Annotated in this window: 25 protein-coding genes; 11 read left to right on the top strand and 14 right to left on the bottom strand. The window is 34.6% G+C overall.

Going from position 1 to position 23,728, the window contains the following annotated elements:
* Positions 1-99: 99 nt before the first annotated feature.
* The gene (locus L1276_RS02020; RefSeq protein ID WP_253784944.1) at positions 100-363 is read left to right on the top strand and encodes a hypothetical protein; all 264 of its coding nucleotides are present in this window, start codon (positions 100-102) and stop codon (positions 361-363) included.
* A gap of 285 nt (positions 364-648) precedes the next feature.
* On the opposite strand, the gene L1276_RS02015 is transcribed toward L1276_RS02020, so the two are convergent.
* On the bottom strand, positions 649-1,305 hold the full coding sequence (locus L1276_RS02015; RefSeq protein WP_253784942.1) for a DUF6766 family protein: 657 nt from the start codon (positions 1,303-1,305) through the stop codon (positions 649-651).
* Between the two features lie 253 nt (positions 1,306-1,558).
* Between L1276_RS02015 and L1276_RS02010 the strand changes: the two genes are divergently transcribed.
* From L1276_RS02010 to L1276_RS02000, 3 genes are read left to right on the top strand one after another with little or no spacing between them, the layout of a single operon-like run.
* The gene (locus L1276_RS02010; RefSeq protein ID WP_253784940.1) at positions 1,559-2,041 is read left to right on the top strand and encodes a (2Fe-2S)-binding protein; all 483 of its coding nucleotides are present in this window, start codon (positions 1,559-1,561) and stop codon (positions 2,039-2,041) included.
* Positions 2,034-3,053, top strand: a complete 1,020-nt coding sequence (locus L1276_RS02005; protein WP_253784938.1) for a xanthine dehydrogenase family protein subunit M — start codon at positions 2,034-2,036, stop codon at positions 3,051-3,053. Before L1276_RS02010 ends, L1276_RS02005 begins: the two co-directional genes overlap by 8 nt.
* 22 nt (positions 3,054-3,075) lie before the next feature.
* Positions 3,076-5,313 carry a xanthine dehydrogenase family protein molybdopterin-binding subunit gene (locus L1276_RS02000; protein WP_253784936.1) on the top strand — a complete coding sequence of 746 codons (2,238 nt, stop codon included), beginning with the start codon at positions 3,076-3,078 and terminating at the stop codon, positions 5,311-5,313.
* 41 nt (positions 5,314-5,354) lie between these two features.
* Here L1276_RS02000 and L1276_RS01995 read toward each other — a convergent pair whose 3' ends face one another.
* From L1276_RS01995 to L1276_RS01980, 4 genes are all read right to left on the bottom strand, one after another.
* Positions 5,355-5,534, bottom strand: coding sequence for a hypothetical protein (locus L1276_RS01995; RefSeq protein ID WP_253784934.1), 180 nt, complete (start codon positions 5,532-5,534; stop codon positions 5,355-5,357).
* Between the two features lie 28 nt (positions 5,535-5,562).
* A complete protein-coding gene (locus L1276_RS01990; RefSeq protein ID WP_253784932.1) occupies positions 5,563-6,231 on the bottom strand; it encodes an SRPBCC family protein in 669 nt (222 codons plus the stop codon).
* Positions 6,232-6,645: 414 nt separating this feature from the next.
* Positions 6,646-7,809, bottom strand: a complete 1,164-nt coding sequence (locus tag L1276_RS01985; protein ID WP_253784930.1) for an iron-containing alcohol dehydrogenase — start codon at positions 7,807-7,809, stop codon at positions 6,646-6,648.
* 69 nt (positions 7,810-7,878) lie between these two features.
* A complete protein-coding gene (locus L1276_RS01980) occupies positions 7,879-8,757 on the bottom strand; it encodes a helix-turn-helix transcriptional regulator (protein ID WP_253784928.1) in 879 nt (292 codons plus the stop codon).
* Between the two features lie 282 nt (positions 8,758-9,039).
* On the opposite strand from L1276_RS01980, the gene L1276_RS01975 reads away from it, so the two are divergent.
* Together L1276_RS01975 and L1276_RS01970 are read left to right on the top strand one after the other, a co-directional pair.
* Positions 9,040-9,639: a hypothetical protein gene (locus L1276_RS01975; RefSeq protein ID WP_253784926.1), complete on the top strand. Its 600-nt coding sequence runs from the start codon at positions 9,040-9,042 to the stop codon at positions 9,637-9,639.
* A gap of 36 nt (positions 9,640-9,675) precedes the next feature.
* Positions 9,676-10,965 carry a hypothetical protein gene (locus tag L1276_RS01970; RefSeq protein WP_253784924.1) on the top strand — a complete coding sequence of 430 codons (1,290 nt, stop codon included), beginning with the start codon at positions 9,676-9,678 and terminating at the stop codon, positions 10,963-10,965.
* Positions 10,966-11,090: 125 nt separating this feature from the next.
* Here the strand turns inward: L1276_RS01970 and L1276_RS01965 are convergent, their stop codons facing one another.
* The 9 genes from L1276_RS01965 to L1276_RS01925 all read right to left on the bottom strand — a co-directional run bounded on the left by L1276_RS01965 (position 11,091) and on the right by L1276_RS01925 (position 18,506).
* Positions 11,091-11,990 (bottom strand): AraC family transcriptional regulator, encoded by a 900-nt coding sequence (locus tag L1276_RS01965; protein WP_253784922.1) that lies wholly within the window; start codon positions 11,988-11,990, stop codon positions 11,091-11,093.
* 19 nt (positions 11,991-12,009) lie between these two features.
* Positions 12,010-13,008 (bottom strand): aldo/keto reductase, encoded by a 999-nt coding sequence (locus L1276_RS01960; protein ID WP_253784920.1) that lies wholly within the window; start codon positions 13,006-13,008, stop codon positions 12,010-12,012.
* A gap of 119 nt (positions 13,009-13,127) precedes the next feature.
* The gene (locus tag L1276_RS01955) at positions 13,128-13,640 is read right to left on the bottom strand and encodes a 4'-phosphopantetheinyl transferase superfamily protein (RefSeq protein ID WP_253784918.1); all 513 of its coding nucleotides are present in this window, start codon (positions 13,638-13,640) and stop codon (positions 13,128-13,130) included.
* On the bottom strand, positions 13,637-13,891 hold the full coding sequence (locus L1276_RS01950) for an acyl carrier protein (protein WP_253784916.1): 255 nt from the start codon (positions 13,889-13,891) through the stop codon (positions 13,637-13,639). Before L1276_RS01950 ends, L1276_RS01955 begins: the two co-directional genes overlap by 4 nt.
* Positions 13,892-13,895: 4 nt before the next feature.
* Positions 13,896-15,170, bottom strand: a complete 1,275-nt coding sequence (locus L1276_RS01945; protein WP_253784914.1) for a beta-ketoacyl synthase — start codon at positions 15,168-15,170, stop codon at positions 13,896-13,898.
* Entirely contained in the window at positions 15,167-15,604 is a 438-nt protein-coding gene (locus L1276_RS01940) for a 3-hydroxyacyl-ACP dehydratase FabZ family protein (protein WP_253784912.1), read from the bottom strand. Before L1276_RS01940 ends, L1276_RS01945 begins: the two co-directional genes overlap by 4 nt.
* A gap of 18 nt (positions 15,605-15,622) precedes the next feature.
* Positions 15,623-16,675, bottom strand: coding sequence for a type III polyketide synthase (locus L1276_RS01935; protein WP_253784910.1), 1,053 nt, complete (start codon positions 16,673-16,675; stop codon positions 15,623-15,625).
* Positions 16,672-17,382: a methyltransferase domain-containing protein gene (locus L1276_RS01930; RefSeq protein ID WP_253784909.1), complete on the bottom strand. Its 711-nt coding sequence runs from the start codon at positions 17,380-17,382 to the stop codon at positions 16,672-16,674. Before L1276_RS01930 ends, L1276_RS01935 begins: the two co-directional genes overlap by 4 nt.
* Positions 17,379-18,506 carry an NAD(P)/FAD-dependent oxidoreductase gene (locus tag L1276_RS01925; protein ID WP_253784907.1) on the bottom strand — a complete coding sequence of 376 codons (1,128 nt, stop codon included), beginning with the start codon at positions 18,504-18,506 and terminating at the stop codon, positions 17,379-17,381. Before L1276_RS01925 ends, L1276_RS01930 begins: the two co-directional genes overlap by 4 nt.
* Positions 18,507-18,731: 225 nt before the next feature.
* On the opposite strand from L1276_RS01925, the gene modA reads away from it, so the two are divergent.
* The 5 genes from modA to L1276_RS01900 all read left to right on the top strand — a co-directional run bounded on the left by modA (position 18,732) and on the right by L1276_RS01900 (position 23,685).
* Positions 18,732-19,505: a molybdate ABC transporter substrate-binding protein gene (gene modA, locus L1276_RS01920; protein ID WP_253784905.1), complete on the top strand. Its 774-nt coding sequence runs from the start codon at positions 18,732-18,734 to the stop codon at positions 19,503-19,505.
* The gene (locus L1276_RS01915) at positions 19,506-19,910 is read left to right on the top strand and encodes a molybdopterin-binding protein (RefSeq protein WP_253784903.1); all 405 of its coding nucleotides are present in this window, start codon (positions 19,506-19,508) and stop codon (positions 19,908-19,910) included.
* Positions 19,903-20,577: a molybdate ABC transporter permease subunit gene (modB, locus tag L1276_RS01910; protein WP_253784901.1), complete on the top strand. Its 675-nt coding sequence runs from the start codon at positions 19,903-19,905 to the stop codon at positions 20,575-20,577. Before L1276_RS01915 ends, modB begins: the two co-directional genes overlap by 8 nt.
* The gene (locus L1276_RS01905; RefSeq protein WP_253784899.1) at positions 20,577-21,452 is read left to right on the top strand and encodes an ABC transporter ATP-binding protein; all 876 of its coding nucleotides are present in this window, start codon (positions 20,577-20,579) and stop codon (positions 21,450-21,452) included. Before modB ends, L1276_RS01905 begins: the two co-directional genes overlap by 1 nt.
* Before the next feature lie 235 nt (positions 21,453-21,687).
* Positions 21,688-23,685, top strand: a complete 1,998-nt coding sequence (locus L1276_RS01900) for a TonB-dependent siderophore receptor (RefSeq protein WP_253784897.1) — start codon at positions 21,688-21,690, stop codon at positions 23,683-23,685.
* Positions 23,686-23,728 lie beyond the last annotated feature (43 nt).

The following is a 23,728-nucleotide window of genomic DNA, read 5'->3' as shown; positions in this document are numbered from 1 at the left end:
TCTGGGTATAAAAAACTGAACTTCAAAACCTTAAAATTTGCTATGAAACAAAATGGTATTGTTTTGAAAATCAAATTATTAATTAAAATAAAAGAAATTATGAAACATTTAATTTTAAGCTTTTGTATGATTTTGTGTTTTGGATTTGCATCTGCTCAGGAAACACCTGTTCAGAAAAAGCAGAGTACAGATACGATTCATCAAAAGAAAAGTAAACACAACACCAGTACGCAAAAAAACTCTAATACAAAAAAAGGAGATACAGTAAACAAACAGCGTACTGACAAGAAAGGAAAAACTGTAAAGTCTGCACAAAGTACGACTCCGCAGAGAAAAGATTCAATTAACGGAACAAAACCGTAGGGAGATGTTCAATTTATAAAGTCTATTTTATTTATATAGAGTAGGCTTTATATTCTTTACGTATTCTTTTTATTTTAATATGCTGCTATAGATTGCTGTAATTTCACACTCTGGACTACTTTTTCAGGCGATTACAAACATACTGCCTCAGTTGATATATTAAAAAGGCTGATTTTATTTTTTACTCGTAAATATAAACTTACTTATTCAAAACTGTTTTTATAATTTAAGGAAAGACTTTTATAATTCCCATTTAAATGTGTTTATTATGGTTTGGGTTAAAAACTATTCTCCCGTTTCCATATGTGCCGCATCAACCGGTTTTGATTGTGAGGAACCTATTTGTCTTAAATAAACAGAAAGCATGACAATAGCAAAAACAGAGAGAAATTCGCTTTGCCAATTTTGAAATGATTCAAACCAAAACCTGGAGTCTCTTATATAAGTTGAAATGGTTTCAAGAGATTTCCCTTTGATTGCCAATTGTTCATTTTCATCTTTTAAACTTCCATAAAAATGAATAATAAAAGAAATTAAAAACAGTAAAAACAAAACAAGAGAAAGAGAGTGTTTGTAGAGCAGTAGAATTAATCCACCTTTTTTAACAGGCCAAGGCGCATTTTTACGATGGCGGTCCGGCTGTCTGTCAACTTCTTCGGGTTCGTCAATTTTTTTAGATTCTGATGAACCTTTTTGTTTAAGAAAAATAGTCAGTACAACAAACAAAGCCATTTGTAAAAATTCGCTTTCCCAATTTTCAAAAGTTGATTGAAAAAAATGACCAGATAAAAAATAAGAACCAAGACTTATCATTTTGCTCCCTTCATCGATAAGTTCTTTATTATGTTCTTCAAATCCAAAAATTACCTGCCCAATAAAGGATACTATGAAAAGCACTAAAAAGCAGATACATAATCCATTATTTTTTAAAAATGTTTTCATATTGATTTTATTTAACAACAAATTTCACTAAACAATAAATCAGATACTTACATAATTAAATTTTGGATTTATAGATTTTGCACAGCAAATTTAAGAGAGGATTTTTTTACAAGTCGTTTAAGTTTCTAATTATGAATTGAAGTTCTGTAAGAAGAATCTATAATAGTGTAAAAAAAAGTTATCGTTTAAAACTATTTTTAAAAAGCTTTATTTCAATAAGATAAAGTTATTCTTTACTTCAAAAAACAAATTAATGGAAACAAACACTCACCCAACGATTTTATACATAAACAATGTAATGTATCATTTAGATCTTTTACCGTGGGTTTCGCTGCTGGATGTCCTTCGCGAAGAAATTCATCTGACAGGAACTAAAAAAGGATGTGATCACGGACAATGCGGCGCCTGTACAATAATTGTTGACGGCAAACGAATATTAAGCTGTTTAACGCTTGGAGTAATGAAAAATGGTTCTGAGATTACTACCATCGAAGGAATTGCCAATGGCGATGATCTTCATCCGCTTCAAAAAGCTTTTATCGAACACGATGCATTTCAATGCGGGTATTGCACACCAGGACAAATTTGCAGTGCTGTTGGACTTTTAAATGAAGGAAAGGCAAAAAGCCGTGAAGAGGTTCAGGAACTGATGAGTGGTAATCTTTGCCGATGCGGTGCCAACAGAGGAATCATTAATGCCATTATGGAAGTGAAGGAAGGAGGACGTCATGAATAATTTTAGTTATATAAAAGTGTCTAATACTGCCGAAGCAATTTTGCAGATTGATGGAGATATACGGAATAAAATTGTGGCCGGCGGAACCAATATAAACGATCTGCTAAAATATTTTATTACCAAAGCAGATAAACTCGTAGACATAAACCCAATCACAGAAAATAATTCTATTATTCGTTTGGATAACGGAGGTGTAAGACTCGGGTCGCTTTGTACAAATGCAGATACGGCTTATGACCCTATTATAGAAGAACGTTATCCTTTATTATCAAAAGCCATTTTAGCTGGTGCTTCGGCTCAAATTCGCAATATGGCAACAAATGGCGGTAATCTTATGCAGCGAACCCGATGTTATTATTTTTATGACATTAATACACCCTGCAACAAAAGAGATCCGGGTTCAGGCTGTTCTGCCATTAAAGGCTATAACCGCATTCATGCTATTTTAGGACAAAGCGAAAGTTGTATTGCAGTTTTTCCTTCGGATATGTGTGTGGCTTTAAGGGCTCTTGATGCTGTGGTAAATATTAATGGTCCGGAAGGGGAAAGGGTTTTGGCTTTCGCCGAATTTCACCAGCTTCCCGGAGATTCTCCCCATATCGATAATTCTCTTAAACACGGAGAAATCATTACAAGTATTGATTTGCCCAAAGAAGGATTTAATAAAAACTATTCGTATTTAAAATTAAGAGATAGAAGTTCTTATGCATTTGCACTGGTTTCTGTCGCGGCAGCTTTTGAAATTGAAGATAATACTATAAAAGAGGCCAGAATTGCTTTGGGCGGTGTGGCGCATAAACCGTGGCGTGTTTCTGAAGCCGAAGATTTTTTAAAAGCCAAAGCACCAAATAAAGAAAACTTTGAAAATGCAGCCAATATCATTTTGGAAGGCGCAAAAGGCTATGAACATAACAGTTTTAAAATTGAACTGGCAAAAAGAGCTATTGTACGTAACTGCTTTATGGCACTACATCCAGAATCACAGCGTCCGGGGTCAAAACCCTCATTATAAATGTAGTTTAAAATTGAAAGAAATGACAAAATTACCCTCAAAAGGAAAACCAATAAGCCGTTTGGAAGGACGCTTGAAAGTAACCGGAGCCGCAAAGTATGCCGGAGAATATGATGCCGATGATTTATTGTACGGATATGTGGTTAACAGCACCATTACAAAAGGAAAAATCAAGATTATGAATACTTCGGATGCAATGAAGTTAAAAGGTGTGGTAGAGGTTTTTACACATGAAAACCGACCTTCAACGGCGTGGTTTGATTTTCAGTATGCCGATATGGATGCACCGCCCGGAACGGTTTTTAAACCTTTAAAAGATAATATAATTCGCTATAACGGTCAGCCTATTGCTTTGGTAGTGGCCGAAACTTTTGAAATGGCAAGGTATGCCGCAACAAAAATTAAACTTGCTTATCAGGAAGAAGCATTTGAAACTGATTTGGAAGCCAATTTATATAAAGCCAGAACCCCTAAAAAAGGCCTTGCATCAATGCTGAAACCGCCTCCGCCAAAACCAAAAGGAAATTTTGAAGCTGCCTTCGAAAATGCTGCGGTAAAAAGTATCGGCGTATTCAAACACGGAACAGAGCATCATAACCCAATGGAAATGTTCGCCTCAACTGTTATTTATGAAGGAAAGAACAAGCTTAAAATATACGACAAAACACAAGGAACTATTAATTCGCAATTGTATGTTTCAAATGTTTTTGGTCTGAAAATGAAAAATGTGCAGGTAATTGCGCCCTTTGTAGGCGGCGCTTTTGGCTCAGGTCTTCGTCCGCAATACCAGTTGTTCATGGCTGTTATGGCGTCGCTTAAATTGAAACGAAATGTCAGGGTTACTTTAGATCGCTCTCAAATGTATACGTTTGGACATAGACCGCCAACATTGCAAACAACGAAATTTGGAGCTGACGAAAATGGAAAAGTCAATGCAATTTATCATAAAGCAATAGGTGAGACGTCTCAATTTGAAGATTATGTAGAAATTGTAGTCAATTGGGCGAATATGCTTTATCCAGCCGAAAACACTTTGTTAGAGCATGAACTGGTTTCGCTGGATGTATATACACCATTGGATATGCGAGCGCCGGGAGGAAGTACAGGAATGCACGCAATCGAGATTACAATGGATGATCTGGCATATAAATTAAATATTGATCCCTTAGAATTTCGTTTAATTAATTATTCTGAAATAGACAAAAGCTCAGAAAAAGAATATTCCAGCAAAGAACTTAGAGAATGTTTTTTGCAAGGTGCAAGGCAATTTGGATGGCATAACAGAAATCCTATATCAAGAAGTGTTAAAAGAGGAAATAAACTTGTTGGTTATGGGATGGCGACAGGAATATGGGATGCAAACCGACTTTTGGCAAGAGCTCAGGCTATTATGACCAATGATGGAAAAGTAGAAATTAAAAGTGCCGTTACCGATATTGGAACCGGAACTTTGACCATTATGTCACAAATTGCTTCGGATGAATTGGGAATTCCTATCGAAGATATTACATTTTCATATGCAGATAGTAAAATGCCTTTTGCGCCTATTCAGGGAGGTTCTTTTACAACTGCTACTGTTGGTCCTGCTGTTAAAGCAAGTTGTAAAGCGCTAATTGAAAAAGTATTTGATAAAGCAAAATATCTGAACAATTCTGTATTAAGTGAGGCAAAATTTGAGGACGTTATTTTTTCGAACGGATTTTTAATCCTGAAAAATAATCCGGAAGCCAGAATAAATATCAAAGAAATTTTTGAAGCAAACGATGGAAAAGAAATAAAAACAACTAATACTTCCATGCCTAATCCTTTAAAATTCGGCAAGAAAGCAAGGGCAGTTCACAGCGCCGTTTTTGTTGAGGTGGAAGTTGACGAAGAATTGGGAGTTATAGAAGTTACCAGAGCAGTAACGGCTGTAGCGGCGGGAAAAATTATCAATCCAAAAACAGCCGAAAGCCAAATTCTGGGCGGTATGATTTGGGGAATAAGCAAAACGCTTCACGAAGAAACCATTTTAGATCATCAGTTTGGAAAATACATGAATGCCAGCTTAGCCGAATATCACATACCTGTTCATGCTGATATTCATGATTTAAGTGTTGTTTTTGTTGATGAGAAAGATGATTTTATAAGCGATCTTGGGGTAAAGGGAGTGGGAGAAATTGGTGTTGTAGGGATGCCGCCCGCAATAGCAAATGCTATTTTTAATGCCACCGGAAAACGAATAAATGATTTACCTATCCATTTTGACAAACTTTTATAAAGTATGTCCGACACCCATTTGTTACACCTTGTTTTATTCAATTAAGAGCAGGCAGGAATGAGCAGTGAATCCATAAACTTTGCTGTTATGATATTTCCCTGCTCATCTTCCCACTGGGTAATTACATTTTCTATAAGTTCGGGTTCAAACCCAATTACTTTCATCACAGGACCGCCAAATTCCTGACGTACGTCCTGTCCTTTTTTTAACGTGATATCCATGATGCTTTTGTTTTAATTTTTTAATTAACTAATTTGATTCTAAATGATTTTTTAGATTAGCAATATCGTCTTTAACTAATTTTTCAAAATACGGATTTAGTAGTTTTGCCGCACGTTCTCCAGCAATTCCCAATGGAGCATGATATGAAATTGTGATACCAAGTTCTGTGGTGTTGCCATGACTTTTAAAAGTTACTTTTCCGGCATTTCGTATTGTAGATTCGTCAAGAGAAAGCCAGGCTAAAAGCTTGTCTTTTCTATCTTTCACAATTTTAGCTTTCCAGCTGAAAGATCCAATTCCTGCCGGACCTTTTGCTGTCCATTCTGAAGTTGTTTCATCAATCGTTTTAACGCTGGCTAAGTGGCTCATGAATTTTGGTAAATTTTCAAGATTTCTCCAAAAATCAAATACTTCCCCTACAGGTTTATTGATAATAGTATTCAGTCTTATATTGATATTTGATGCTTTATCATTCATCAAATGTCCTGCTGCATCATATACCGGACAGTATCCTGAAATTCCTCTTAACAGCATTGCTCCTCCGGCACCTGCTTTAGTAATACTTTTGTTTTCTTTAGACAGGCCATTATATATTAAATAGGCTCCGCTGGTGACCATTAATATTCTTTCTAATGTTGATACATTGGTTTTTAATAATGGCTTTGATTTTTGTACTTGTTGTGCTATCGTTCTCATAATGATTAAATTTTAATTTACTATCTATTTTGTAGTAGTTTAAAATTATACTGTTTGTATCGTTTTTGTTTATATGATTTTAATGATAGCTTATAGAATTATGCGGATGATTTTTAAAATAGATGCTATATAGTTTATGTCTGTTTTAACTATTTGTTAATTAGTATTTTATGTGAATAATGATTTGCAATACTCAAAGCGTATTCTGTAAAACAGCTTTAGGAAAACTTTTACTGAAATTTTAAAACAAAAAAGCTTGAAAAGAAATTTACGGCAAATTCTTTTCAAGCTTTTTTATTAAAATATGCTATCTGTTTTTTTGTTTCTAATCAACAAAAATGAAACTCGTATCTATAAAAAAACCGCCTTATTACGAGGCGGTTTCATTAAAATATTCGTTTGTTTAAGTACAAATTAATTCACGACAGTATCGTTGTAAACAAGTCCTTGGTAACAAGCGTTGTAGATGTTTTTTAAATCTTCTATAGTAGGTACTCTAGGATTAAAGCCCGTACATGGATCAATTAAAGCATTACCGGCAATATAATCTAGGTTTTTGTCCCAGTCTTCTTGAGAAATTCCAAATTCTTTAATCGAAGAAATATTGTTTACATTTTTTCTTAGACCTTCAATTGCCTGAGCAAGATCTTCTGCTGTTTCTCCTCCAATTAATTTAGCCAGTGCCGGGTATTTGGCAGTAGCCGAGTTATTATAACGAATAACATTAGGAAGGAAGATCGCATTAGCGCATCCGTGTGGAATACCATATAAAGCTCCAACCTGATGTGAAAGAGAATGAACAATACCTAGCCATGCATTATTAAAAGCCAGTCCTCCCATAAAAGAAGCATCATGCATATTTTGACGCGCTGCTATATTTGATGGATTTTTTACAGCTTCTTCCAGATTGTCAAAAACAATTTCCAAACCACCTTTAGCCAATACATCAGCAAAATTATCATCGATATTAGAAACATACGCTTCAACGCAGTGTGTTAAAGCATCAAGTCCGGTATTTGATGTTACGTGAGCAGGCATAGATGCACAGATTTCACCGTCAATAATAGCAATATCAGGAGTCAGTTCATAAGATACAATAGGATATTTTACACCTTTATCACGATCTGTAATTACTGCTAAACCTGTAGTTTCTGTTCCTGTTCCGCTGGTAGATGGAATTGCTATGAATTTAGCTTTATTTCTTAGGGTTGGTACACTGAAAGGTTTAATAAGAGAATCAAATTCTACCTCTGGATGCTCATAAAAAATCCACATTGTTTTAGCCGCATCAATTGCCGAACATCCGCCAAGACCTACAATCCAGTCAGGCTGAAATTCGCGCATTGCTGCTGCACCTTTAAAACTTGTTGCTGATGATGGATCTTCTTCAACACCATCAAAAATAATAGTTTCTATACCTGCTTCATTTAAAAACGCGATCGCTTTATCCAGCGTACCGCTTTTTTTCATAGAACTTCCTCCGGTTACGACAAAAGCTTTTTTACCTTTTATATTCTTTAACTCTTCAAGGCTTCCTGGACCGTGGAAAACCTCTGCTGCAACAAATAATTTGCTCATTTTTTACTAGTATTAATTATTACTGCAAATGTAGAGGCGGAGAAAGGCTAAGATGTTATAAATACAATACTACGCGTTATAAATTTGTGCCAGTTCGTTCTGGAGTTCCGTTGGTGTTTCTTTGAGTTTTGCCCTTACAAATTTGTTAAGTGCCGATGGAGAACTAAAACCAAGATCGAATGCAATTTCTTTATGAGAGAGATCTGAAAATAATAACTGTCTTTTTATTTCGATAAGTATTCGATTATGAATAGCGTTGATGGCTGTTTCTCCGCAATGTTTTTTTGCTGTTTCATTGAGTTTTTTGCTGGTAACATTTAGATTTGCGGCATAGTATTGAACGGTGCGCTCTTTTTTGAACTGTTCATTAAGTAGTTTTTTGAAATCAATATAGAGATGCTGATTTGTTTTTTGATGCAGTACGGGATGCTGTCCGTGAATAGATTCTATAAGTCCAAGTAAAAATATTTTGATGTAAAAGCGTGCTTGTTCTTTTTTAATAAGGCTGGGTTTGTTATAAATATTCCGGATGTTCATTACCAGAGCATTATTTCTCTCAAATTCTTCTGCAGGGAGTACAGTACAATTAAGATTTGAAGAAAGATTTACATTATAGGCGCTTAATTCATTTTTTAATATATCAGAACAAAACAAAACTTCTTCAAATAAAATAATTTTACCAGTCAAATCTTCCGTTGGATTAGAAATGGAATGAATTTGTTCTGGAAAAATAATAGAAATTTTTCCTGTTTTAAGATGGTGCATTTTTTCTTCAATTTGAAGATCAATTTTTCCTGTCTCAACAATTATAATACAGAAATGATCTTTTTTATGTGGATTAGAATAGGGTTCAATATGTTTGGTGTCTAAATCAAAAACACGAAAGGACAAATTTTTATCTTCTGCTTTTTGAATATTCTTCTTGATTTCCAGTCTTTTTAGATTCATCTACTTATTTTGGGTTTTGGGTATTAAGGATAAAGTTTTATACGCCTAATTTTAAGCTTAAGAGTTTTTTGGGGAACCGGCAAATTTATCAAATTTTTGAACCTTCATGAATGGAATTAAATTTTAATTTTAGAATAATAAAGCAGCTTTTCTGAATTTGGTAAGGCATTTTGATAAAGAGTTCTTTAATGAAGTGATTTTGATAGTAAATAACCATGAAATCAGGTATTGTTTTGTATATCTGGCGTCAGTAAATTTGTTATTAATTAAAAAAAGCACACAATGAGAAGTAACAGTATAGATGGTTTTTTATTAGTGAAATCAACATTTTTGAAAAATAAAGCAGTAATTTTTGTAAAACAACTTTTTTGTATATTAGTTTTAGCTTTATTATTTTCTGCTTGTTCAGGTGATGACAACGGATCAGATAAAGCAGCATCAGGTTATTATTTTAGGGCAAGTCTCGATGGCCGAAAAATAGATTTTTACACCGTAAACTTTCAAGGGGGCGGTAATGATAATCGTTTTGAACAAATTGTAATAGGAGGATATGAGACACCTTTTCCTAAAATAGGAGAACTGGCGCCGCCATCTTTAGATTTTGAAATATGGAAATTGGGCGGAGATATTAAACCAGGAACTTATTCGACACCTGCAGATGAAGGAATGGCAGCAAGATATGCTGTTCAAACGGCAAACGGAACTATTCTTTACAGCACACGAACGGCAGATGATATTTTTACAGTTAAAATTGAATCTATAAGTAAAAGCGGTATTAAAGGTACATTTTCTGGAAAGGTTCGAAATGGGGATTCAGGTACAGCAATAGAAATTACAGAAGGAACTTTTAATCTTCCTTATTTAGATATAGTTAATCCGTAAATCAGAGTATTCAACATGATAAAAAACATTACTCCTATGAAATTTTTTGCATTTGTTTTAGCATTTATCCTGCTTCCATTTACCGCATTTTGTCAAAAGGCAATTGAACCCGGCAGTAAAGATATCAGCATTAAGTATATCAAGCCCGGAAAGTCGCTCTATACCGTATATTATGTAAAAGGTACTGAATGGAAAAATATGGGAGCCTTGACCTATGATATTGTTGCGGCTAACAATCAATTAACTTTGGACAATACTTTTACTCCAAAAGAAAATGGAAAGCCTACTACACGCTTTAGTACAGCAGATGCCCAAACACTTAAAGCGATTAGTTACGAAGGTAATACCAAGGACACAAAACTAAATCTTTACTTTGGTGAAACGATTACAGGTAATTCCTATTCGAAGAAAACTAAAAAAGATAAAAAGGTGAAGCTCATTCCTGCTAAGGAATATTTTGACTTTAACTGGACGGATCATTTAATTGGAGCATTACCATTAGATGTAGGTTATAAAGCTCGTTTTGCACAATTCTACTATAGTGAGGAATCAGGTATGATGATTGAATACTACACGATCAAAGAGGTAAAAAGTTTTATCTACAATTCTCCTAGAACCGGTAAACATGACACATGGCTTGCCTCAGTTTTAGAAGAAAATACCGGTGCGATATACAATTATATTATAGATAAAAAAGACCGTCGTCTTTGGCAGCGCGAAATGTCTATGGCCAATGGTATGTGGGAAATTACAGTTAACGAGGAACTGGATTATCAGCCTATTAAAAACAGTTTCAATAAAGAAGAAGTTGTCAATCAAATTTCAAAAGGCAACAGTGTTATTATTGGAACAGCCTATGCACGATCTGATTCGGGCAAAAAATTAGGAGGTTTGGTGAATACTGCTAAAAAACAATATGCACCAAAAGGCACCGAGATTACGCTTTTTCCAAGCTCAGCGTATTATGAGGAGTGGGTAGAAGTAAACAAAAAAATCCGCAAGCAGAAAAAAATGCCGGAAGTTCCTTTGAATAGTGATTTTGGTTACTCTATAAAGAAAGCTAAAGTATATGACGACGAAGGACATTTTGAGTTCGTAGATCTAATGCCGGGTACTTATGTCGTCATGGCCAGCTTTGATTTTTCTAATTCTTATAACTATTCTTATGTATCGGGTTATACTAATTATTATAATTATTGGGGGTATACAGGTTCTTCAACAAATTATGGTACGGCCAGACAATCTTATATTGATAAAGCCAATATTGAGAAGCGTGTAAGCATAGATAAGGATGGTGAGAAAAAAGAAGTAAACTTAAAAGAGTAATAATAGCAAAAAGCCGTATAAACGTTGAGTTAATACGGCTTTTTTATTTTTTAAGACACATTAAAAACCAGCGTCATAAATTCTAAAGAATGGCATAATTTGTTTTTTACAGAAAAATGGCTGGATTAATTATTCCTGATCTTTTCCCGAAACTCCAAAGGAGCCATCTGCGTTCTTTTTTTGAAAAGCGTGCTAAAGGATTGAGGATGTTCAAAACCAAGATTATAGGCAATCTCACTTACAGATAATTCAGTAGCTGATAGTTTTTCTTTCGCTTTATTAATCAACCTTTCATAAATATGCTCTTTTGTATTCCGTCCGGTATGTATTTTTAGGAAATCACTCAGATAATTAGGAGAAAGATTTAGGGCTTCGGCAATTAAACCAACGCTCAAAAGACTTTTTTCTGTAGTATCATCATTATAATAATCATTAATAAACCTTTCAAATTTTGTAAGCAGGGCATGAGTGTTGTTCTTTCTGGTTATAAACTGTCTTTGATAAAATCGACTTGAATAGTTTAGGAGCAAATCAATCTGAGATAAAATAATATCCTGAGTATGATGGTCAATATGCTGGCATTCATTGTCAATTCGATCCAGGATTTCAATAAGATATTTTTCTTCCTGTGCTGATAAATGAAGTGCTTCATTTACAGCATAGGAGAAAAAACCAAAATCAAATATTCTTTGAGCCAGCGGGTGTTTTAAAAGAAAATCTTCATGAAATATTAATAAATATCCTGCCCCGCATTCCATATTATGAAAATCCAAATAATGAATCTGATTGGGTGCAGTAAAACTTAATACGCCTTTATCATAGTCATAATGTCCCTGGCCATATCTGATTTTTCCTTTCACATCTCTTTTTAAAGCAACACAATAAAATTTATTGACAAATCCCTTCCAGATTTCATCATCCAGAAAAATACTTTCAGATAAATTGATGACACTTACCATAGGATGTTTTGGTTCTGCAAGAGAGAGCAGGCGGTGAAAAGCAGATACAGAGGCAATAGTATTCATAAAAGCGTCTTTATTAAGTTTAGTCTAGTAACCCCATACTAAATTCATCATATGGAGCTCCGGTATCTGTGCCCAAAGGTACGATACTTTCAAGTTTTAGAAGATCGTTTTGAGTCAATTCTATATCAGCAGAAGCGATATTCTGCTCAAGATATTTTCTGCGTTTGGTTCCCGGAATAGGAACAATTCCTTTACTGATTATCCACGCCAAGGCGAGTTGAGATGAGTTTACATTTTTTTCTTCTGCCATTTTTTCAACTGCTTTTACCAATTCAATGTTTTTATGGAAATATTTTTCCTGAAAACGCGGAATTGCCCTGCGGAAATCATTTTCGGGAAGATCATCAATTGAGCGAATTTGTCCTGAAAGGAAACCACGACCTAAAGGAGAATAGGCCACAAAACCTATCCCTAGTTCCTCCAGCGTTTTTATTACGCCTCTTTCTTCTGCAGTTCTTTCAAATAAAGAATATTCGCTTTGTACGGCTGTTATGGGATGAATTTTGTGTGCTTTTTTAATAGTTTCAGAAGATACTTCTGAAAGTCCTATATATTTGACTTTTCCTTCTTTAACAAGTTCACTCATTGCATCGACAGTTTCTTCTATCGGAGTGTTCTTGTCCAGACGGTGCATATAATAAAGGTCAATATAATCCGTATTTAAATTCTTAAGTGAACGTTCAACGGCTTTTTTGATGTATTTTCTGCTTCCATTTATAGCCCAGGTTACTTTTCCGCTGTCATCGATTTCCCAGCCAAATTTTGTAGCTATTATATATTTGCTGCGTTCGTTTCCGATAGCTTTAGAGATAAGCTGTTCATTTTTTAAAGGACCATATAAGTCTGCTGTATCCAGAAAATTACCTCCAAGTTCAAATGAACGGTGGATTGTCTGTATGGCTTCTTTTTCATCTGCTGAACCATACATATTTCCTTCTTCAAAACCGGTCATTCCCATGCATCCCAAACCTATTTTTGGAATAATTAATCCTTGACTTCCTAGTTTAATCTGTTTCATTTTTTTATAATTTTATTGAAATACAAATTTCAGAAGAAAGTGAGCGGCCGGAGGTTTGCCAATTACGGAAGATCGTATGCGGATTACAGATTGTTATTATAAAACGGATATAAGTAGTATTATAAATATATAGAATTTAAAGCAACACAAATTTCAAATCGTCCATGATGGCTTTTAGAAACAGGCATTACCGTTTTAGTTATTTTATCGAAATGGTATGGTGCGCCATTAGCATCTTTATTAATAGATTTTTTTTCAATTTCTATCACTTTATTTAGATTCTTTAAATCACTTACAGCAACAGTATGAATTTTGTTTTTAGAAAGTAATGTTTTTGTATGATAAATATTTCCTGAACAAATAACATTTCCTTTAATAGAGTTGAGGTTTTGTAATTCTATACTGCATACCAGTTTTTTAGGAATATATTCCCTTATTTTGGTTTTACGATTATAGATTTTATACGCCGCTTCTTTCATACTCCAAAGCATCCAAACCATAATTTCAGGACGGACTGCTTTTGAAATAAGCAATTGTTCCTCAATGGTAAATAATTTTTCTATAAATCCTTTACGCTGCCAATTACTTTCAAGGCGCGACTGCAAAATATCAATCACATCATTGCCAATCATTTTTGGGCTAATTTGGTTTCTATGATTTCAACAGCGGTTTTAACATCCAGCATACGTTCCATATCAGTATTGTCAATCACAACATCAAAAGTTTCTTCTATATCAAGTATAATGTCTACCAGATTAGCTGAATTGATATTTAAATCATTAATAAAATCAGTTTCTTCAGTAAGAGTATCATACGCTTCTGTATTGGTCGTATAAGGCTTTATGATCAATTTTAATTTAGCAATAAGTTCTTCTTTGTTCATAGGTTTATTTTTGAAATTTTTTAAAGATTATGCAGGCATTTACATCACCAAAACCAAAACTTGCTTTGGCAATAATATTGATAGTATGATCAATTGTTTTTAGAGGCACTTTTGAAGCATCAATCAATGCCGTAATTTCAGGATGCAGGTCATGACAATTAGTATTTCCAAACACAAAATCGTCATGAAGCTGTAGTACTGCAGCAACGCTTTCTACACTTCCGGCCGCGCTTAAACAATGTCCGGTCATGCTTTTTAAAGAATTGATATATGGAAAATCAGTTCCTTTTCGATTTAATGCTTTTGTCCAGTTTTCAATTTCAAGGCTGTCTTTTGTCGTTGCGGTAAGATGTCCGTTTATGGCGTCAATATCATCCGCAGAAATCCCCGAATTTTGAATTGCATCTGTAATACAACGCTGTACAGCGGCACTATTTGGTGCAGTCATGCTGCCGTTGCCGCGCTGTCCGCCAGAGTTCACATTTCCTCCTAGTATTTCGGCATAAATAACCGCACTGCGTTCTAATGCAGTTTCTAAATCTTCGACAACCAATGCTCCGGCACCGCTTCCGGGTACAAACCCTGATGCTGTGGCGCTCATTGGTCGCGAACCTTGATCGGGATTATCATTGTATTTGGAACTGCAGACACGAAGCGCATCAAATCCCGCCCAAATGTAAGGGCCGCTGTCGCCCGTGCTCCCTGCCAGTATGCGTTTTGCCTGTCCGGATTGTATACGGTCGTAAGCCATCATTATAGCTTCGGTTCCGGTTGCGCAGGCAGATGAATTTGTGGTTACTTGATTTCCAAGACCCAATTTGCCTCCCAGAAACGCGCTGATACCACTGTTCATGGTTTGTGCTACAACGGTGCTGCCTAATCTTCGAACTTGCAGCTCATCTATTTTATAAATGCTTTCGCGAAATTTGTCTATACCCGATGTACCGGAGCCAAAAATAGTACCGCTGTCCCAATCTGGATTATCGTTAACTTCAACTGGTAATCCGGCATTTTTCCAGGCTTCGATTCCTGCAATTACGCCGTACAAAATTCCGGTGCTGTTAAAACCACGCAGTTCAAGTTCTGTAAAATATTGCGCTTTGAGTTCTTCGGATATCTGTGGTGTACCGGAAATTTGACAAGAAAACTGTAAATCCTCTAATTGAGAATCATGCCTGATGCCTGATATTCCGTTTTTTATGGCATGGCTGAACTCGGTAATGCCAACTCCGTTTGGAGCTGCGACGCCTAGTCCTGTTATTACAACTCGCTTACTCATAATTTATTAGTAATCATACCCGCCAAAATGCCTCTGCAGACTTCCTGTCCGGATTCGTTTTTCATTACGGCATCACATTTTAATTTTCCAAATCTGAAAAATAATTTTTGAGAAGTTACCGTAACTTTTTCATTGGGATAAACCAGTTTTAGAAACTGCATATCTGCCGATGTAAAAGCGACAACAGTATCTTTAGTAAAAGCATCACCCAATAAATAAATACCCAGGCATACCAGACCAATCTGAGCCATTGTTTCGGTCAGGATTACGCCCGGAGTTACAGGATTATCTTTAAAATGTCCTTTGTAAAAATCCAGATCTTCACTAAAAGTATAAGTTCCCACAGCACTGTTCTCATCAACAGAAAGTAATTCATCTACAAATAAAAAAGGTTTACTGTAGGGCAGAAGTGCTGTAATATTGGTTAATTCCATTTTTATTTTATCTAATAATTACCATTGCAATAAAACTCTTTGTGCCGAAAATCCAGGACCAAAACTAAGCATAAGACCTTTTTCTCCCTGTTTTGGATTTCTGTCCATAATTTGCTCCAAAACATATAAAACCGTTGCACTCGACATATTGCCGTATTGTTTTAAAACTTCTTTTGTATCGTCAATATTTTTTCCCAGTCCCGAAAAAAGAGCTTCAACAGTATTGATTATTTTTTTTCCTCCGGGATGAAATATCATATGGTTTACATCCTCAATTTCTAAATTGTTCTTTTGCAGAAACGGATGAATAATATCGCCAAAATGAGATGCAATTGTATCTGGTACTTCAATATCCAGTACCATTTGTAAACCTGAATTCGTCAGTTTAAAACCCATCATGTGTTCGGCATCATAAAAATGATACATTTCTTCATCGAGTATTTCAGGGCCATAATCGTCTTTGTATGAAGATAATAAACAACAAGCCGCTCCATCACCAAAAATAGCAGCACTTACAATATTAGGCATTGAAAAATCATCAAGCTGAAAAGTTGCTGTCGGCGATTCTACGGCTATTACGGCTGCGCGTTTTCCGGGATTGGCTTTTAGAAAATTTTTAGCATAAATAATACCTGATATTCCGGCAGCACAACCCATTTCAGTTACCGGAAGCCTGACAATGTCCTGCCTCAGTTTCATTTTATTAATAAGATAAGCATCAAGGGAAGGAATCATAATTCCGGTACAGCTGACCGTAATAATATAATCCAGCGTCTGCGGTTCCCAATTGGCTTTTTGGAGTGCTTTTTTTAGAACTTGTTCTCCCAGAATGATAACTTCCCGGGTATAAATGTCGTTTTTTTCTTCAAAAGAAGATGCTGTAAAAACTTCTTCAGGATCCATTATAGAATACCGTTTGTCTACAGCAGCGCCTTCAAATATTTTTTTGACTTTTTTAATAAAGCGTTCGTCTTGTCCGTTCAGCCAGCTTTCCAGCATGGGAAGTATGTCAGCTGTTTCGCGCGAATACTGAGGCAGTTGTTTGGCGGCAGTTATAATTTTTACACTCATTGTTTTGCAATTATCCACTGGTAGCGAAAAGCCCATTTCCAGTTAATGGAATAGTTTTTTAAATTTAGTTTTTTAGAGAATTCCTCCAGTTCGTTTTTCTTAAATCCTCTCAAAATAGATACTAATCCATCTTCACGCGACATTTTGTTGAGATTAAAAAGAAAACAAATCAATTCAAATAACCTATAGGCTGTTTTACTGCGATGCAGGTCATTAATAATAATTCCAGTTTTGGCATTCTTATTAAAGGTAGTAATTATATTTAATATTTCATCATTAGTAAAATGGTGCAGGGTAAGAGTACATAAAGCAATATCATACTTTAACGATTTAAAATCTTCACTAAAAATATCCATGCATTTATATTCAATATTTGGAAATTCAGCTGATAATTTTTTGGCATAACTTATAGTAAAATCATTTGCATCTATGCCGATAAGCTTTAAATTGAGATTATTTTTTCTGCCAAATTTCTCCAGCATCCGCAGCATATCTCCATTACCGCATCCTATATCTGCTATGGTAATTGTTTTTAAAATATCATATTGTTTTAATAATCTCTTTATTCCGTGGAGCGTAAGATTATTGCCGCCCAGTAATTGGTTGATACGGGCAATTTGATCAAGCGCGGCTTTTAATTCTTCTCCCTGAAGAGAAAAATCATCCATAATTTCGGTTTCCTGTGTTCTATATTTTGTGTTGATCATTTGATGGTTATGGGTTTGCCATGCGTTTGTTTAATTATTATAGGCAGTAATCCGGGAAATGAAGCTGTTATGGCAACGAGAATATTAGTAATGTTTTTATGGGTTAATATTTGGGCCAGAATTCTGCCCATAAATAATCTTTTTCCAAAATGCTTTTTCCATTCTTTACTATACTTTTTTTCTAATATTATCCGGGACATTTCTTTATTTGAATAATAATCTAAAATTGATTCTGAAGCTATTTTTGCGCTGTGAATTGCCATAGCCATTCCGTTTCCGCAAAGTGGATGAATAAGTCCTGCCGTATCGCCAATCATCAAAATATGGTTTTCTACCGCTTGTTTTTTATCAAAAGAAATCTGGCTTATGGTTAAAGGTTTATCAAAAAGAAGTGTACTGTTCTTAAAAACAGATTTAAGATGTTTATTTTTATAAAGTACATTTTGCTGATAATCCTCGATATTTTTATATTGTTTAAAAGTGGCATAGTCAGCCAGGTAACAAATGTTTATAACGTTATTTTCAACTTTAGAAACACCGCAATATCCGCCTTTAAAGTTGTGAAGTGCTACCAGATCATTGGCTGTAGTACCAGAATAATGTGCCTTTACGGCTAACCACGGCGACTTTTTATGGATAAAATTTCGATTTAAAACCTGGTCTAAATTAGAACGTTTGCCAAAAGCACCTAATACTATTTTAGACGTTAAAATTTGAGAGGAAGTTGTTATGGTAAATAAATCATTTTTGAAAGAAACATCAATGACCGTATCTTTAATAATTCTACAATGATTTGAAAGCGCTTTTTGATATAAAAAATCATCAAGAGAATATCTGCTGATTCCAAATCCTCCTAACGGAAGTATTGCCGATGCCGTTTTTCCATCGTTTGAAGAGAATTCGAATTTTGAGATATGGGCTGGCTTAAGTTCCGAAACATCGGCGTCAAGCCATTTTAGGTAAGGCAGAATTTCATTCGAGATATATTCACCGCAAACTTTATGTTTGGGGTAACTGGATTTTTCGATCAGCGTTACGTGTAAATTCATTTTAGAAAGATGTATGGCTGCAGCCAATCCTGCTAGCCCTCCGCCAATTATTACTACATCCTTGTTTGTTTCCATATAACCAATTTAGGCAATATATCCCGAATACGAATAAATGCGCAAGATTATTTTAGTAATAAAAAACCATCATCGTCTTATTTTACAGATAACTAAGACAAGTGAACCGACTGAGACTGCTGTCTTTAAAATAATCTTTTTATACTTTGCCTAAGAATACCTATTTTTACTATTATGAATACTGCAAGTATGGGTATGAATTGCTGCAATAAAAAACAACAAAAAATGAAGAATATAAAAAGTATTTTCTGTAGTCTATGCATACTTTTCCTGCTTGTATCCGAAATTGTAAAGGCACAGCAGAAAATTACAATTGTAGCTGCTGCAAATCTTAAGATTGCTTTAGATTCTGTAAACACGGTTTTTAAAATTCAGAATCCGGGTATTAATACACAAATAACGTATGGCGCTTCAGGAAAGTTTTTTGAACAGATTTCTAACAGCGCTCCTTTTGATTTATTTTTTTCGGCCGATATGGATTATCCCAGGAAATTAGAAGAGAAAAAATTAACCGTTTCTAAAATTAAAATGTATGCCACAGGAAAATTAGTAATCTGGAGTAAAAAAACAGATCCCAACAAAAGTAAGATAAACAGTTTGTTGAGTGCCGATATTCGAAAAATAGCGATTGGTAATCCAGCGACAGCTCCTTATGGTGAAAAAGCTGTTGAAAGTTTAAAATTTTACAAAATATATGATAAGGTAAAAAGTAAACTTGTTTTTGGCGAAAATATTACACAAGCCACTCAGTTTATTACAACCGGAAATGCTGATATTGGAATTACTGCCTTATCCCTTGTGGTTACACCCAATATGAAAAAAGAAGGAGGAAAGTATTATATTATTCCGCAGAAAAGTCATACTGCTTTAGACCAAGGCTGTGTAATTTTAAAAAATGCGAAGGGAAATGCTGATGCTCTTAAATTTTATAATTTTATATCTTCAAAAAAAGCATCGGCCATTTTAAAATATTATGGATATGATACACAAGCTGAATAAATGAATGTAGTAAACGGAATCATATCGCACATTGAATCGTATGAAGGAATATCGCTTGTAAAAGTAAAGTCTCATGACGTTATCTTTTCATCAATTGTTCTGGATACACCCCAAACTTCGGATTACTTAAAAATAGAGAATCGGGTCAAAATTATTTTTAAAGAAACCGAAGTCATTATTTCTAAAGATTTAAATCCCAATATCAGCATTCAAAATAAACTGCTCTGCCGTATTGAATCTATTCAGAAAGGAATCATCCTCAGCCAGATTAATTTATTGCATAATCAGCAGACGATTAAATCTATTATTACAAGGAATGCTTGCGAACAACTGGATTTAAAAGAAAATGATACCGTATTGGCTTTAATAAAAACGAACGAAATAAGCTTGTCTGCTCATGATTAATCTGGAACCCTTATGGCTTACGGCAGAACTGGCGCTGATTACCACAATTATTTTATTAGTTGCGGCAATTCCGTTGTGTTATTGGCTGGCTTACAGCCGTTTTAAATTCAAAGCGGTTATAGAAGCTTTAATCAGCTTACCTTTGGTTTTGCCTCCATCGGTTTTGGGCTTTTATCTTCTGATAGGCTTCAGTCCTGAAAATGCTTTTGGTAAATTTTTATCTGATTATTTCGATCTCAGACTGGTTTTTACCTTTCAGGGATTAATTGTGGCTTCTGTTTTATACAGTCTGCCTTTTATGGTGAATCCTGTTTTATCAGGATTAAAAAATCTGCCCGCTGGATTGCAGGAAGCTTCTTTTACACTTGGAAAATCAAGATTTACCACCTTAACCAAAATTTTACTGCCCAATATTCGAACCTCAATACTTACAGGGATTATCATGACTTTTGCCCATACAATAGGTGAATTTGGTGTGGTATTAATGGTTGGAGGCAGTATTCCCGAAGAAACCAAAGTAGTTTCGATTGCTATTTATGAAGAAGTAGAATCGATGAATTATCAAAACGCCAATATATACGCCGGAATTCTATTTGTTTTCTCTTTTTCTGTTTTACTGGCAGTTCATTTAATCAATAATAAAAACCAAAAAACGACACTTTATTAATGATACAAATAAAGGCTTATAAAATGCTTCAGACTGCTGACGGTGAATTACCGCTGGATATTTCCCTGACTTTTGAAAAAGGCCAGTTTATATCTATTTATGGAAATTCCGGAGCTGGTAAAACCACTCTTCTCAGAATATTGGCGGGACTTACTCAGGCAGAAAATGTATACATTAAAGTGGGTAATGAAATCTGGGATGATTCTCAAAAAAAATACCATCTTGAGATTCAAAAACGTTCTATTGGATTCGTATTTCAGGATTTTGCTTTGTTTCCTAATCTAACAGTAAAAGAAAATTTAGCATTTGCATTATCTAAAAATGATTCAGTTGAAATAGTTTCTGAATTAATTGAACTTATGGAATTACAATCTCTGCAGAACAGTAAACCGCATCAATTATCAGGAGGACAAAAGCAACGTGTCGCTTTGGCCAGAGCCATTGTACGCAAACCTGAAATTCTTTTGTTAGATGAGCCTCTTTCTGCTTTAGATGATGAAATGCGATTTAAGCTTCAGGATTATATTTTGAAAATTCATCAAAAATATCAATTAACCACTCTGATGATCAGCCATTCTATTGCCGAAATTTTTAAACTCTCGGATAAAGTTGTCGTTCTTGACAAAGGAAAAATTACTAAAGAAGGAACTCCCGATACCGTTTTTGCCGAACAGAAAATAAGCAGTAAATTTCAATTAACAGGAGAAATAATCAGCATTACCAAAAGTGATATACTCTATGTAATACAAGTGTCTTCTGGAAATACTATTATAAAAGTTACGGCATCAGCAGATGAAGTAAAAGATTTTGCAATAGGCCAAAAAGTACTGGTTGCTTCAAAAGCATTCAATCCTATAATTCAAATTTTATCATAAAAACAGGTTTCTACGTAAATAAGTTTTGTTAATTAAGTATTTGTACTTAATTTTGAAAAAGATAAATCTAAGTATTTTTAAATTTGGCTTAAGCCGCTAAATAATAAATACTATTTTTTTGTAATCAGTATTCATTTTAAAGCATACTGAAAAGCTATTACAGTCTAATAACCAAAAACGAATCATTTTAACCATCAGTATTCATTTTAAAACATACTGAAAACATCGTAAATTTATGAAACTAAAATTTATAGTATTTATGCTTTTTCCGCTTATCTGTTTAAGTCAGCAGAATAATACTGTTCAGTCAGATTCTGTAAAAGTATCCAATGTTTTTATGCTTGGAGAAGTTATTGTAACCCATCAGCAGGACAAAGACACATTAAACAGAGTAACCGCAAAAGCTATGGAATCGCAAAATAAGATGGATGTATCCAGAGCATTAAATATGCTTCCGGGAGTTATATTAAGCGCATCTGGACCAAGAAATGAATCTATGGTTTCTATAAGAGGTTTTGATTTGAGACAAGTGCCGGTTTATATGGATGGAATTCCGGTTTATGTACCTTATGACGGTTATGTTGATCTGGCTAGATTTACTACTTTTGATTTGGCAGCTATTGATGTTTCAAAAGGATTTTCATCAGTACTTTACGGGCCAAATTCATTAGGCGGAGCGATTAATCTTATATCCAGAAAACCTTCAAAAAAATTAGAATACGATGGTTCGCTGGGAATGATTAATTCTAACGGATATAGAGCTAATGTTAACATAGGTTCTAATTTTGGACAATTTTATGTTCAGGGCGGATTTTCCTATTTAGATCGAAATTCAACCAGAATGTCGTCAAATTTTGTTCCGATGAAAAATGAAGATGGAGGAGAAAGAGATAATTCATACAGAACAGATCAAAAAATAAGCTTCAAAATTGGCTGGACTCCAACCAAAAACAGTGAATATGCATTGGGTTACATTAATCAGCAGGGAGAAAAAGGGAATCCGGTTTATGCAGGAAGTGATGCTAAAAACTCATTATTGGCAAATCCGCGTTTTTGGCAGTGGCCGGTTTGGAATAAAGAGAGTTATTACTTTATTTCCAATTCAAATCTAGATGACAAAAATAGTTTAAAGACAAGAATATACTATGATAAGTTCAAAAATACGCTGAATAGTTATGATGATAAAACCTATTCAGCAATGACCAAAGGGTATGCGTTTCAAAGTCTCTATGACGATTATACTTTTGGAGGAAATGTAGAATACAATACACAGATTATTCCAAAAAATGATTTTAAAATTGCAGTACATTTTAAAGAAGATGTTCATCGTGAACACAACCTTGGAGAACCGGTACGTCATTTTATAGACAATACAATACTGATTGGTATTGAAGATGTGTTTAAAATTTCGGATAAACTGACTGTAATTCCGGGAGTTAGTTATAACATTAGAAAAAACATTGAAGCAGAGGATTATAACAGTACATCAAAAGTAATTTCAGATTACCCTTATGCAGGTGCAAGTGACGCTTATAATGCACAAGCAGGAATTTTTTATCAGTTAAATCAAGATCAAAAGCTGGGAGCGGCTATTTCGCAGAAAACCCGATTTGCGACTATCAAAGACCGTTATTCGTATAGAATGGGAACAGCAATTCCTAATCCGGATTTGAAACCCGAAACGGCTTTAAATTATGAAGTAAATTATACCAGCAGATTTTTTGAAAAACTAACTTTCCAGACTGCTTTATTCTACAGTAAAATTACTGATGCCATTTTGAACGTCAGTAATGTACAGCCTGGAAAAGCGCAAATGCAGAATTTTGGCAAAGCGGAATACAAAGGTATTGAAGCGCAGGCTGCATATCCGATTTTAAAAAATCTTTCGCTGAATTTAAATTATACTTACATCGAAAGAAAGAATATCACAAGTCCTAATATTCATTTTACAGATGTTCCTAATACCAAAGTTATGGGTACTTTAGAGTACGAACCGATTAAAGTTTTGAGATTAATTGCCAATACTGAATTTAATTCTTCAAGATTCAGCACCAGTTATGGTACCACAGTTCCAGATTACACACTTTTAAATTTATATGCTTCGGGTAAAATATGGAAGAATTTCAGCCTTGATGCCGGATTAAACAATATATTCGAAAGAAATTACAGTCTTGTAGAAGGTTTTCCCGAAGAAGGGCGTAATTTTTTTGTAACGCTTCGTTTTTTTAATTGAATTTTGAATTGTAAAATCTGTTAAAAAAGATGAAAAGCATAAA

Origin of the sequence: Flavobacterium sp. HSC-32F16, assembly GCF_024171645.1 — a bacterium.
GTDB lineage: Bacteria > Bacteroidota > Bacteroidia > Flavobacteriales > Flavobacteriaceae > Flavobacterium.
Note: the sequence above shows the minus strand (reverse complement) of the source record. Positions and strands in the feature narration are given on the sequence as shown.